Genomic DNA, 12634 nt, shown 5'->3' with positions numbered 1-12634 from the left:
GTTATGGGAGATAAGAAAAGTATTTTTAACGCGGACAACATCAGATTAAACGCATCTTTTGCGTCAAAGGAAGAAGCAATCCAGGCAGCAGGACAGATCCTGGTAGACAACGGCTATGTAAAGAAAGAATATATTGAAGATATGCTGAAGAGGGAAGAAGTGGTCTCTACCTATATCGGCAATCATATCGCGATCCCGCACGGCATCGTAAAATCCGAAGAAAGGATTATGGCTTCAGGAATTTCCTTTATCCAAGTTCCTGAGGGTGTAGACTATGAAGGAAAAACAGCCAATGTTATCATCGGTATCGCAGGAAAGAACAATGAGCACATTGAAATCTTAGGAGATATCGCAGTGGCATGCTCAGATCTTGACAACGTGGAAAAACTTAGAAATGCAAAGACCAAAGAAGAAATACTAAATGTATTTGCAGACGTGGTCCGCTAGAATAAGACGGAGGGAATAAAATGAAAGCAGTACACTTTGGGGCTGGAAAGATCGGCCGCGGATTCATTGCAGACTTACTGCATGACACAGGATATGAAATCGTATTCGTGGACGTTAATGAGAAAGTCAACGAGGAACTGAACAAATACCATAATTACTACTTATATGTAATTGAAGAAGACTATAGGAGAAAAGAGATTGACAAGGTTTCTGCTCTTTCTCCGATCACAGAAGAAGACAAAGTTGTAGAGGCTATCGTGGAAGCGGATGTGGTTACCACAGCTGTACTGGCAGATAATTTTCCGAAAATCGCAGGAACGCTCGCCAAAGGATTAAAGGCCAGACTGGAAGCGGGAAAAGACAGGATCAACGTGATCCCTTGTGAGAATGCGTTGTTCAACGGAGACCTGCTGTTGAAGGAGCTGGTGAACACAGGAATCGCATCGGAGGAAGACTTTTTAAAGGCAGCCGCATTCCCGAACACCGCTGTGGACCGTATGGTATTCGGAACTGACAAAGATGGCAGGGACGGTATTGATATCGGTAAGGATCATGAACTGGCTGTGGAAGTCAACAAGCTGGTGGACCCGGAAAAGCTTCCGATCGATGGGGCAGAGTATACAGACAACCTTCAAAAGTTCCTGGAGAGAAAACTTTATACCATCAACTGCGGCCATGCGTGGTCCGGATATATCGGAAAGCTCATGGGCTATGAAATCATCCAGGATTACTTTGCAGTGCCGGAGAACATTGAGATGACCAGAGAGGTCATGAGGGAAGTGGCAGCCCTTATGGTGGCAAAACACGGATTTACGGAAAAGGATATGGAAGACTATATCACTTTTGCCCTGAACCGTTTCTGTACTCCTGGAATCAAAGATACCATTACCCGTATTTCCAGAGCGCCGATCAGAAAACTGGCGCCGAATGACCGTCTTGTAGGACCAACAGTTCAGTGTGAGGAAAGAGGACTTAAGAATACTCTGCTGCTTCGGGGAATTGCTGCAACGTTCCTGTTTGACGTGAAGGAAGATGAGCAGTCTGTGGAACTGATGAAGTACGTGGAGGAACATGGCATTGAAGATGCGGTAACTCACTTTACCGGCATTGAATCAGGAACCAGGATGTTTGACGAGATCATCAAGGATTATAACGAATTAAAGGAAGGGAAGTAAAAAATGAAATTACAGTTAGCATTAGACGAAATGAATCTTGTGGATGCACTGCGTTTTGCCGATAAGGTTGCAGAGCATGTTGACATCATTGAAGTGGGTACGCCGTTCGTCATGGATGAGGGAATGCGTGGAGTGCGCGAATTCCATCGTTTCTTCCCGGACAAAGAGATTCTTGCGGATCTTAAGATCATGGACGGCGGATATCTGGAAGCCAGCTACGCTTATGAGGCAGGGGCAGCATATGCAACAATTCTGGGTGTCTCTGATAATCTGACCATTGAAGGTGCATTAAAGGCAGCCAGAGATTATGACAGAAAGCTTGTAGTGGATATGATCTGCGTGGAAAATCTCCCGGCAAGGATCGCAAAGATGGAAGAGATCGGGGTGGATATCCTGGCTGTCCATACCGGAGCTGACCAGCAGGCAGCCGGAAGAGAGCCGATTCAGGACCTTCAGGTTATGACAGAGCATGCGAAAAAGGCCCAGATTGCGGTAGCCGGTGGCATCAACAGCAAGACCATTGATAAATATGTTGCTCTGAAACCAGAGATTATCATTGTTGGATCAGCGATTGGACATGCGGATGATCCTGTGGCGGAAGCTAAAGCAATCAAAGATGCAATGCTTTAAATTTTAAAGCACGGACTGGAGGAAAAGATTATGACAGAATGTAAAAATATGATGGCTATTCTCGGCGAGTTGACCGATAATGCAAAAGAAGTAGACAACGATCAGATCAAAGAGGTAGAGAAACTGATCACAGAGGCAAAAAGGATTTTTGTCGGTGGTGCCGGACGTTCCGGATTTGCTGCAAGAGGATTCTCAAACCGTCTGATGCATCTTGGATATACCGTATACTTTGTTGGAGAACCAACGACTCCATCAATTCAGGCAGGGGATCTGCTCATCGTGGGTTCTGGTTCCGGCAATACGGCAAGCCTTGTATCCAATGCAAAGAAGGCAAAGAGTCAGGGCGCAAAGGTAGCGACCATCACTATGTTCCCTGAGAATACCATCGGATCTATGGCGGATGCAGTGATCACACTTCCGGGAGTTACAAAGAAATGTGACAACCATGAGGGCGCAGGAACTGTGCAGGCCGCAGGTTCTGGATTTGAGCAGTTAAGCTGGATTACATATGACTGTATGGTAATGGATTTGATGAGGATCACCGACCAGACGGACGACGATCTGTTTGCGAGACACGCGAACATGGAATAAAAAGACAGAAAGATAAAAGGGGGCTCTTTTTGGGGCCCCTTTTTAAAAATATAAAACCAAAATACATGACAGTAGGGAGGAAACTTTAGACTATGAAACAGGTAATGATTGTAGGAGCGGGACGTCTCGGAAAAGGATTCTTTGGAGAAACATTTGACAATGCCGGTTGGAAGATTGCTTTTTTGGACAAAGATCCAAAGGTAGTTGAAGAGCTGAAGAAAACAGGAAGTTATCATGTGGAAGTCCACAGGGTAGATTCCATCGAGGACCGGACGGTGTCAGGCTATGAGGCTTATGTCTGTGACGAAGAATATTCCTGTATGGAAGCCTTTTTGAATACGGACGTCATCATGATGCCGCTGTACCCGAAAGATTTTAAGGAAGCAGGGCATTATTTATCAAAATGTTTCATCGAATTCTATAAAAAGCAGCCAGAAAAAAAGCTGACAGCCATCTGTGTCACAAACAAAAATTATCTGATCCCTGGCATTGTGGAGAACTTTCGCGAGAAGCTTCCTGAGGATGTAAAGGCATGGTTTGATACCAACGTTGCCATCAGGGATTCCATCATCCGTAGAGGTACAGACGCCGCAACCCACTATTCTACAGATATTGTGACCATGGCGGTGGCTTCACTGTTGATTCAGACACCAGTTTATAATGATTTCAGCGATGTGGAATGGCTGGAGTTAAACGACCGGATCGAGATGCTCAAAGACTTAAAAGTGTTTGCCATTAACGGCCCGCATGCATCCACCGCCTTCTGGGGTTACCTGAAAGGGTACAAGACGATTCCGGATTCTGAGAAAGACGAGGAAATTGCACAGATTATCGGACAGGTGCATCAGGAGATCCTTGATATGATCGGGGAAGAGTATGATATCACCAAGGAGGAACTGGATAATCTGGAGAATCTTCCGACTCCGATGGGAGAGATCCCGGATTCCATCTACCGGGTTGCTTTTGACCCAATCCGTAAACTGTCAAAGGGAGATCGTTTGACAGGTGCGGCAGAGAACTGTCTCAAGCACGGACTTTCTTATGCTGCGATTGCCAAAGGAATGGCAGCCGGATTTGCTTACTCTGATCCAAAGGATGAGAACGCTGTGGTTCTCCAGAAGGATATCAAGGAACTGGGTATTGAAGAGGTGGTGAAGAAATACACTGGCCTTGAGACTGAGAATCCAATTTTCAAGAAAGTAGTGGAAGAGTATCAGGCTCTGGAAACCAGAGGATTCATTAAATAACATGTGATGAAAAGCTGTGCCCGGAATTGGTGCACAGCTTTTCTTTATGGGGTTCATTCATCTTCCAGTTCTTCTAATAAACGCATTCCCGCAGTGCTGGTCACTGCGGATGGCAGAGACACCGATACCAAGGGCCATGATAAAAGGGACAGTCATGGTACCATAAAAACCGATGAAGAAAAATATATCAAATAAAAAATCTTATGTTACAATAAAGCTGTGTTTTGAAATCTAGAAGCAGTGGAAAAAGTATTGGAAAGGGCGTGTGTGTTGTGGATAACAAGTTTGATGTCATCATTATCGGGGCAGGACCTTCTGGGATTTTCTGCGCCTACGAGTTGTCACAGAAGAAACCGAAATTAAAGATACTGATGATAGAAAAGGGGCGGAGGATCGAGGACCGGTTATGCCCAAAAAGAAAGACGAAGGTCTGCGTGGGATGCAGACCCTGTTCCATCACCACGGGCTTTGCAGGTGCAGGAGCATTTTCTGACGGGAAACTCTCCCTGTCGCCGGATGTGGGAGGAAATCTTCCACAGATCCTTGGCTATGATGAGACAGAAAAGTTGTTAAAGGAATCGGATCAGATTTATCTGAAGTTCGGGGCAGATACAAAAGTCTACGGCCTGAACGAAGAAAGGGAGATCGCAAGGATCAGAAAAAAGGCGATCAGGGCCAATTTAAAACTGATCGAGTGTCCAATCCGCCATCTGGGAACGGAAGAAGGGTACAAAATATACCAAAGACTCCAAGAACATCTGCTCAAAGAAGGTATCCGGATGGAATTTAACACTATGGTGGAAAATATTCTGATCGAAGAAGGACAGGCGAAGGGAGTTGTGACGGATAAAGGGGATACTTTTTATGCCCCAGAGATCGTGGCCGCAGTGGGAAGAGAGGGATCAGAGTGGCTCAGCAATCTGTGCAGGGAGCATAAGATTGAGACAGAGGTAGGCACCGTGGATGTGGGTGTCCGTGTAGAGGTGCGGGATGAGATCATGGAAGAACTAAACAGGAGCCTGTATGAAGCCAAGCTGGTTTACTATACCCCAACTTTCGATGATAAGGTCCGGGTTTTCTGTACGAACCCGTCGGGGGAAGTAGCCACAGAATATTATGAGGACGGTCTGGCAGTGGTAAACGGACATGCATATAAGGCAGAAAAATATAAGACAAAGAATACCAATTTCGCGATCTTAGTTTCAAAAAACTTTACGAAGCCTTTTAAGGAACCAATACAGTACGGCAAACATATTGCACAGCTGAGCAATATGCTCTGTGACGGAAAAATTCTTGTCCAGAGATTCGGAGATTTTGTCAGGGGACGGAGGACAACGGAAGAACGGCTGCTTCGCAACAACATCACCCCTACGCTAAAAGATGCGGTACCAGGGGACCTTTCCCTGGTGTTTCCGTACAGGATCATGAAAGCAATCGAGGAGATGATTTACGCTTTGGATCAGGTAACACCGGGTATGGCCAGCGATGAGACTTTGCTCTATGGGGTAGAAGTGAAATTCTATTCTAATAAGGTAGTCACAGACAAAGCATTTGAAACTAACATTAAAGGGCTTAGAGCCATCGGAGACGGGGCATCTGTCACCAGAGGACTTCAGCAGGCATCTGCAAACGGTCTGAGTGTTGCCAGAAGTATTTTGAAATCGCAGCTATAGGATAAATGAATAAAAATTTCAATTCTTTTTTGTATTTTTCTATTAAAATGAACGAAATTCTAAAAAACACTTACGAACATGATTTTGAACCTGATATACTGAAAATGTAAATAAAATAGAAGACAGAAATGGAAATGGTAGCGAGATTATAAGACTCTAATCGCAGCGAAAGTTACGGTCTTATACTCACGCTGCCTTTTTTCTGCAAAAATATTGTTTGGAGGGAATTATGGAAAGAAATCGTTTTATGGAAAAAGAAAGTGTGGGGAAATTAATGCTGAAATTCTCCGTACCTTGTATTTTGTCGCTGCTGGTGTCATCCTTATATAATATTGTAGACCAGATATTTATAGGACAAGGGATCGGCTATTTAGGGAACGGGGCTACCAATGTGGTATTCCCAGTTACGATCATAGCACTTGCTATGGCCTTGATGATCGGAGACGGGTGTGCTGCCTGTCTGAGTCTCTGCCAGGGATGCAAAGACACAGAGAGGGCACACAAAAGCGTCGGCAATGCCGTGGTGATCCTCACTGCAGCCGGAATTATCTTTACTGTGTGTCTTTTCATTTTTAAGGACCAATTTCTATATGCCTTCGGAGCCACAGAAAATAATTTTGCATATGCGCAGGAATACTTTCTTTATATCATGATAGGGATTCCGTTTTTTATGTTTTCTAATGGTATGAACTCGATGATCAGGGCAGACGGGAGCCCGCAGTTCGCGATGATATCTACCCTGATCGGCGCGGTCATCAATGTGATTCTGGACCCTGTCACGATCTTTGTATTTCACTGGGGCATGATGGGAGCCGCATTGGCAACGATCACCGGGCAGATCGTATCTGCTCTTCTGGCGGTTTATTATCTATGCCATATGAAATCTGTGGATATGAAAAAAGAGAGCTTCAGCCTGAAAGCTGCAATTTCCAAGAAGGTTCTGTCTCTTGGAATCAGCAGCTTTCTTACGCAGATTTCTATTGTCGCCATCATGGCAGCTATGAATAATATGCTTGTGATCTACGGGGCCAGGTCCAGATTCGGAGCAGATATACCGCTCACGGTGGTGGGGATCGTCATGAAGGTATTCCAGATCGTTATCGCTTTCTCTGTCGGTATTGCGGCAGGCTCACAGCCGGTCATCGGCTTCAATTACGGTGCAGGACTTCATCTGCGGGTTAAAAAGATATTTAAGCTGATGGTTGCGGCAGAGGCCTGTGTGGGTTTTGTGTCTATGATACTGTTTGAGTGCTTTCCTATGGAGATCATCAAACTGTTCGGAAATGAAAATGCGCTTTACAATGAGTTTGCGGTCATGGCGTTCAGGACCTATCTGTGTACGATTATTTTATGCTGCATTCAGAAATCAATCAGTATTTTTCTTCAGGCTTTGGGAAAACCGTTTCTGTCTATGGGGCTTTCCCTGCTCAGGGACTTTGTGCTAAGTGTTCCGCTGGTGATCCTGCTGCCGAGACTGTTCGGATTAAAAGGAACTTTGTACTCAGCGCCTGCAGCTGACATCATCTCCTTTCTCGCCGTGATCGGCGCGGCTGTTTTTGTCTTCAGACACTTAAAAGATGGCAGGGACGAAAACAAGGAGGCAGTATTACAGAAAAAGAAAGATAGAGTAAACTTAGCCGCGGAATAAAGATAAGTTTTATTCTATTATTGGACATCACTTAAAAACAGGTTCCCGTTAAGTAGGAACCTGTTTAACTACGTCAAATCGAGCCATTCAAAGAGTGAGGGAGTGGAAAGAGGAGCGGGCTTGTCCGCTTTGTTATTGATCTTCGGTGTCTTGCTGCCTAGGTGATTCAAAGTATTCCCGGTTTGCCTTTTTTCCTGCGGCTTTCAGCCGTTCCAGTCCTTCCTCCGGGCACAGAAAGGAACCAATAGGATAAGGAGTTTTGGTGTAAAGTCCATGAAAATCTGTACCGCCGGTCATAAATAAGTCATGCTCTTTGGAAAGTGACTCTATATGTTCTTTTGTGTGTCTGCCATTTCTAGGATGGTTTAATTCCAGTCCGTCTAACAGATGTTCTTCGATGAGCATTTCCATGAGCATTGGATTCTTATATTCTCCGGGATGGGCCAGGACTACCACGCCGCCGCAGGAGCGGATCAGATCCACTGCTTCCCGGGTGGTCATATCCTTTTGGGCCAGTTTATATTTAGAACCTGAGGAAAAGAGCTCCCGGTGGAGTTCTCCAATAGGAGTGCCGGTATATCCAAGGGAGGCCAGCACCTGCATCATATGGACTTCATAAAGAGTTGTGCTTTCGCTGGCAGCCTCAAAAAGCTGTTCCTTAGTGATGGGATAATCCTCCATGAGTTTTTCATACATGGAAAGTTTTGTCTCCCTCTGATATTCCAGATAACGGTCTAGCTTTTTTTGAAGCTTTTTTACATCCGCGGGGTAATAGCACAGAAGATGGGGTTTTGTGTCTGAAGCCTCATGAACCGAGTTAATCTCAACTCCGGGGATCACATGGATACCCAGCTCTTCTCCCAGTGCCCTGGCAGCAGGGATAGAATGAGTGGAATTGTGGTCAGTGACGGCAATATAGTCCAGGCCGGTTCGTTTTGCCTGAGAGATCAGCTGGTCGACGTTCAGAGCTCCGTCAGACAGCACAGTATGTGAGTGAAGATCTGCTTTCATTTTTAAATTCCTCCTAGTAATTTAGCTGAATATATTATATCATGAAGATAAAGCAAAATAACACAAATACTTACGAAATCTAAGTTTTCAGGTGCTGTGGCAGTGAGAGCTGAAAGGGGCTGTAAATATGAATTTAAAACAATTTTATCAGGGAAGAGATGAGGATTATCCGGTGATCCTGGGACGGTTTATGGGAAATGAAAATCTGCTTGCTAAGTTTGTCAGGAATTTTCCTGATGATCCTACCTACAAACTGCTCTGCAGTGCGATGGAAGCAAGGGATTGGGAACAGGTGGAAATGTCAGCCCATACCCTGAAAGGTGTAGCAGCAAATTTAAGCTTTACAAAGCTGTTTCAGGCATCGGCAGATCTTGTCAACACCATCAGAAGCAAAGAGTTGGATAAGGCAGAAGGGTTATTCCAGGAAGTTAAAAGAGCATATGAAGAGGTAGTTCAGGATATATCCGGGCTGGATTAAGGTTAGGGAAACGCTATGGCAGAAGAGAAACGGACGCTCTTGATCGTTGATGATGTAGAATTAAACAGGGCAATCCTGAATGAGATATTCTGCAAGAGCTATCATATAATTGAGGCTGTCAACGGAAAAGACGCCCTTGATATTATAACAGATAAGGAGAAAAAGGTAGATCTGGTTCTGCTGGATTTAGTCATGCCTGTCCTGGATGGTTTCGGTCTGATGGAGATTCTCAGAGAAAAAGGGATATTGGAACATCTTCCTGTCGTTGTCATTACGGTGGACGGCTCGGAACAGATTCTGGAAAAGGCATATTCTATGGGGGCGGAAGAGATCATCATTAAACCGTTTAACCCCGATATTATCAGAAGGAAGGTCAGGAACATTCTATCGATGTACATGAGAATGGAGCTGATCAGCAATATAGGGAAGCTACAGCATTTGCCAGAAGGAGAGGCGGAAGATTATGGATCTGTGGATGTCGGTTCTAAAGCTGAGATGGAGGCTCTTTCCAGTCGTACCTTATACCTTCTGGAACTGGAGAGGGAGAAGAACAGAGTCCTGGCCAATCTATCCGGGGACATTATGTTTGACTACGATGTCAAGTCAGACACTTTGTCTTTCTCTGAAAAATACTATGAGGTGTTCGGCCGGGATACTATGATCGAGAAGGTCAGCAAGAAGGTCAGCGGTACCGATATCATTTACGAAGAAGACAAACAGGTGCTCATAGAGAATTTAAAGGGTCTGAGCATCAATAATTCAACCATGAGGGCGCAGATCCGGCTTATGACAAAGGACAGCGGATATTTATGGTATGAGTGTTTTATCAAGTCCATCTGGGATATGGATGACGAGACATGTCTTTCTCTGATCGGCAAGTTCGTCAATATTGACAAGCATCGGAAGGAAATTTCCCGTTGGAAAGAGGCTGCTGACAATGATGCCCTGACAGGGATCAACAACAGAAAAGGACTGGAAGAGAAGATCCTCAATATTATGAAAAGCAGCTGGGACTCTACAGGTGTACTGCTGTTTCTGGATCTGGATGACTTTAAACAGATCAATGACAGCAAAGGCCATGCGTTTGGAGATAAAGTCTTGAGGACTGTAGCAGAGAAGATCAAAAGCTGTGTCCGCTCAACAGATGTGGTGGGCAGAATCGGCGGAGATGAATTTATTGTCTTTTTAAACGGGATCAGCGGTAGAAATGCCGCGCTCAAAAAAGCAGAGGAAATTGACCGGAAGATCCAGAATAGCTGCATTGGTTATCCCGTTACTGTAAGCATTGGCATTGCACAATTTCCAGAAGATGGGTCAGAGTACGATGTGTTGATCAAAAGGGCGGATCAGGCACTTTATTATTCCAAGAATAAGGGAAAGAACCGATACACATTTTACGATAAAAAAACGAAAGACATGCCGTTTCAGTCTCTGCTTTCCAAGAAGGACAGCGATGAAGAAGGGTGAATGTTAATTTGAGATCATCGGAAATCAACGGGCAAAGAACGTTTGATTTCCTTTGGTCTCATTTTTTTGCGAATCAGATTTTTCTCTGATACATTTTCTTGATGAATCCAGTCAGAGCGTAGAGAAGCATAGCGATGATGCACAAAATCACGATAGACATTAATACCCAATCCATTTTAAAGAGAATGGAGCGCCGAAAGAGAAAAATGATCGGTTCAGTTCATGTTACAGGGATCTGTCTCATATAATGAATTAATCAAATTGTACGGGGCATGTCAATGGAGCATCTGAAACGATTGACAGAAGAGGAACCGCTGCAGCGGACAAATCAGGTTTTGATGTATGTGGCAGAACTTTTGCAGCAGGAAAACCTGATCACCATTGATGAGAGAGTTTTTATGACGGAGGCTCTCCAGGATGAAATATAATACAGAATTACAGCGGGCGGTCCTTTACGCCCGCTGTTCTACGGAGGAGGAAAGCCAGAAAGATGCCCTGCAGAAGCAGGTTAGGGAAGGGAGAAATTGTATTGAGAAAAACGGCTGGCTATTGTCGGATGTCTACGTGGAGGCAGTCAGCGGCACGGTTGCGGGCAGGAGAAGTGAGTATCAAAGACTTTTAAGAGATATGAAGCATGACAGATACGATATTATCGTGATCAAATGCCTGGACCGCCTGATGAGGGAGACAAAGGAGTGGTTTTATTTCTGTGATAAGCTGAATCAGGAGGGAAAACGGCTGTATCTGTATCTGGACGGCCGTTTTTTTGAACCAGAGGAAGACCAGGCGAACCTTGTGTCAGGGATTGAAGCGATCATGGCGGAGCAGTACAGCAGAAATCTGAGCCGTAAGATCAACAATGCCCACAAAAACAGGCAGAGATCCGGGGAATCGGTAGTCCTGACCTCCCGCACATACGGATACCGGAAGGAGCACAAAAAGATCCTGGTCGACGGGGAGCAGGCGGATGCGGTAAGGAAGATGTTCTATTACTGCAGGGAAGGTTTTGGAGGGCGCCTGATCTCCAAGATGCTGGAGCAGCAGGGCTTCCGAAATTTGAATGGGAAACCCATCGGGGAGGCAACCATCCGCCGTATCATCAGGAACCCTTTATATAAGGGAGTGGCTGTGATGAATAAAGTTCATTATGATTTTAACAGAAAATGCCTGATAAAGAATCCGCCGGAGGAGTGGATCTATCACGAAGAAGCAGTGCCGGCCATTGTAGATGCGAAGTTGTGGGAGGAGGCCAACAAAGCCATGGACCTTCGGACCAAAAAAGCAGGACATGGGGAAGCACGTTCAACGGGAACTTCCCATAGATCCTCCCGGCTTTCTGGAAAACTTGTCTGTGGTTTCTGTGGGTGTCCATATTATAGGAGTGTGAGAAGGTGCGGAAAAACAGGCAGAAGGGTTGTAGAGTGGAAGTGCAGCCAATATCTCTCCAGAGGGAGAAAAGGTCCTCAGGGCGGGTGCGATAATGTACATGTGGATGAAAAGGTTCTCATAAGGATACTGGAAGAAGTAGGAGAATCATATTTCAAAGGGGACTTACCGGACAGGGATGTGGTCATAGAGCAGGCTATCTTTATTCTTCAGAATATTTTTCAAAGAGACCAGGAGCAGTCTGGGAAGACAAAACAGATAGAGAGGGATATTGAGGCGGTAAAACATCAGCAGAGACAGCTGCTGGATCTGCTTTTGAGAGGAGTGGTTGATGAGGAACTCTATGTGGAAAAAAACAAGAAGTTAAAGGAGCGGATGAAGCAAAGGGAATCAGACTTAGACATGCTGAGAGAATCTGAAATCCCCACAAAACAGGGAGAGAAACGGCTGGAGCATATCAGACATCGGCTGCAGGAGAATATCGCAGAAACAGCCGCAGCTTATGTGGCCGCGGACAGTATTGAAAACATAAAGGTATACCCAGAATATTTAGAAATCCAGTTTTCCTCAGGCAATGACGTTAAAAAGGCTGAATTTTGCAGTACACGGATCCCCTGTGTCTTTTCCTCATCGTCAAAGCTTAGAAGAGAACAGGAAAAAGGAGAGATCATGCGCTTAATGGATGAGAATCCAAGGATTACGGCGAAAGAGATCGCGCGGGAGATGGAGAAAAACATTTCTTTGGTCAGAAGGAGGATCGACCAGCTGAGAAAAGACAATAAAATACGGTTTGTGGGAAAGGGAGGACACGGATACTGGGAGTCCAAGTAAGGAATATAATAATTTTCCCCAGCCCGGATGCAAGGATTCCGGGCTGGGGA

The 12634-nt window shown here is 45.1% G+C and carries 12 protein-coding genes; 11 read left to right on the top strand and 1 reads right to left on the bottom strand.

What is annotated here, in order from left to right; genetic code table 11:
• Positions 1-3: 3 nt before the first annotated feature.
• From AR1Y2_RS15305 to AR1Y2_RS15270, 7 genes are all read left to right on the top strand, one after another.
• Positions 4-447, top strand: coding sequence for a PTS sugar transporter subunit IIA (locus AR1Y2_RS15305; RefSeq protein WP_137329751.1), 444 nt, complete (start codon positions 4-6; stop codon positions 445-447).
• Positions 448-467: 20 nt separating this feature from the next.
• A complete protein-coding gene (locus tag AR1Y2_RS15300) occupies positions 468-1622 on the top strand; it encodes a mannitol-1-phosphate 5-dehydrogenase (RefSeq protein WP_137329750.1) in 1155 nt (384 codons plus the stop codon).
• Positions 1623-1625: 3 nt separating this feature from the next.
• Positions 1626-2252 carry a 3-hexulose-6-phosphate synthase gene (hxlA, locus tag AR1Y2_RS15295; protein WP_137329749.1) on the top strand — a complete coding sequence of 209 codons (627 nt, stop codon included), beginning with the start codon at positions 1626-1628 and terminating at the stop codon, positions 2250-2252.
• Between the two features lie 30 nt (positions 2253-2282).
• A complete protein-coding gene (hxlB, locus tag AR1Y2_RS15290; RefSeq protein ID WP_137329748.1) occupies positions 2283-2843 on the top strand; it encodes a 6-phospho-3-hexuloisomerase in 561 nt (186 codons plus the stop codon).
• A 92-nt stretch (positions 2844-2935) separates the two neighbouring features.
• A complete protein-coding gene (locus AR1Y2_RS15285; RefSeq protein WP_137329747.1) occupies positions 2936-4090 on the top strand; it encodes a mannitol dehydrogenase family protein in 1155 nt (384 codons plus the stop codon).
• Positions 4091-4353: 263 nt separating this feature from the next.
• Positions 4354-5763: an NAD(P)/FAD-dependent oxidoreductase gene (locus tag AR1Y2_RS15275; protein WP_137330296.1), complete on the top strand. Its 1410-nt coding sequence runs from the start codon at positions 4354-4356 to the stop codon at positions 5761-5763.
• Between the two features lie 229 nt (positions 5764-5992).
• Positions 5993-7411: an MATE family efflux transporter gene (locus AR1Y2_RS15270; protein WP_137329746.1), complete on the top strand. Its 1419-nt coding sequence runs from the start codon at positions 5993-5995 to the stop codon at positions 7409-7411.
• A gap of 132 nt (positions 7412-7543) precedes the next feature.
• Here the strand turns inward: AR1Y2_RS15270 and AR1Y2_RS15265 are convergent, their stop codons facing one another.
• The gene (locus AR1Y2_RS15265; RefSeq protein ID WP_137329745.1) at positions 7544-8422 is read right to left on the bottom strand and encodes a PHP domain-containing protein; all 879 of its coding nucleotides are present in this window, start codon (positions 8420-8422) and stop codon (positions 7544-7546) included.
• Positions 8423-8549: 127 nt separating this feature from the next.
• Between AR1Y2_RS15265 and AR1Y2_RS15260 the strand changes: the two genes are divergently transcribed.
• The 4 genes from AR1Y2_RS15260 (at position 8550) to AR1Y2_RS15245 (ending at position 12584) form a co-directional block, all read left to right on the top strand.
• Entirely contained in the window at positions 8550-8900 is a 351-nt protein-coding gene (locus tag AR1Y2_RS15260; protein ID WP_137329744.1) for an Hpt domain-containing protein, read from the top strand.
• 15 nt (positions 8901-8915) lie between these two features.
• Complete coding sequence (locus tag AR1Y2_RS15255; RefSeq protein WP_137329743.1) at positions 8916-10367, top strand: GGDEF domain-containing response regulator; 1452 nt, start codon at positions 8916-8918, stop codon at positions 10365-10367.
• Positions 10368-10645: 278 nt separating this feature from the next.
• Positions 10646-10795: a hypothetical protein gene (locus AR1Y2_RS17910; protein ID WP_175403677.1), complete on the top strand. Its 150-nt coding sequence runs from the start codon at positions 10646-10648 to the stop codon at positions 10793-10795.
• A complete protein-coding gene (locus AR1Y2_RS15245; RefSeq protein WP_137329742.1) occupies positions 10785-12584 on the top strand; it encodes a recombinase family protein in 1800 nt (599 codons plus the stop codon). The genes AR1Y2_RS17910 and AR1Y2_RS15245 overlap by 11 nt, the downstream gene beginning before the upstream one ends.
• Positions 12585-12634 lie beyond the last annotated feature (50 nt).

Origin of the sequence: Anaerostipes rhamnosivorans (assembly GCF_005280655.1) — a bacterium.
Lineage (GTDB): Bacteria > Bacillota > Clostridia > Lachnospirales > Lachnospiraceae > Anaerostipes > Anaerostipes rhamnosivorans.
Note: the sequence above shows the minus strand (reverse complement) of the source record. Positions and strands in the feature narration are given on the sequence as shown.

Bases quoted from the DNA above. Each gene is read 5' to 3' on its own strand.
- AR1Y2_RS15265 (WP_137329745.1), bottom strand. From the start codon at position 8,422: ATGAAAGCAGATCTTCACTCACATACTGTGCTGTCTGACGGAGCTCTG.
- AR1Y2_RS15270 (WP_137329746.1), top strand. From the start codon at position 5,993: ATGGAAAGAAATCGTTTTATGGAAAAAGAAAGTGTGGGGAAATTAATG.
- AR1Y2_RS17910 (WP_175403677.1), top strand. From the start codon at position 10,646: ATGGAGCATCTGAAACGATTGACAGAAGAGGAACCGCTGCAGCGGACA.
- AR1Y2_RS15305 (WP_137329751.1), top strand. From the start codon at position 4: ATGGGAGATAAGAAAAGTATTTTTAACGCGGACAACATCAGATTAAAC.
- hxlA (WP_137329749.1), top strand. From the start codon at position 1,626: ATGAAATTACAGTTAGCATTAGACGAAATGAATCTTGTGGATGCACTG.
- hxlB (WP_137329748.1), top strand. From the start codon at position 2,283: ATGACAGAATGTAAAAATATGATGGCTATTCTCGGCGAGTTGACCGAT.
- AR1Y2_RS15260 (WP_137329744.1), top strand. From the start codon at position 8,550: ATGAATTTAAAACAATTTTATCAGGGAAGAGATGAGGATTATCCGGTG.
- AR1Y2_RS15255 (WP_137329743.1), top strand. From the start codon at position 8,916: ATGGCAGAAGAGAAACGGACGCTCTTGATCGTTGATGATGTAGAATTA.
- AR1Y2_RS15300 (WP_137329750.1), top strand. From the start codon at position 468: ATGAAAGCAGTACACTTTGGGGCTGGAAAGATCGGCCGCGGATTCATT.
- AR1Y2_RS15285 (WP_137329747.1), top strand. From the start codon at position 2,936: ATGAAACAGGTAATGATTGTAGGAGCGGGACGTCTCGGAAAAGGATTC.
- AR1Y2_RS15245 (WP_137329742.1), top strand. From the start codon at position 10,785: ATGAAATATAATACAGAATTACAGCGGGCGGTCCTTTACGCCCGCTGT.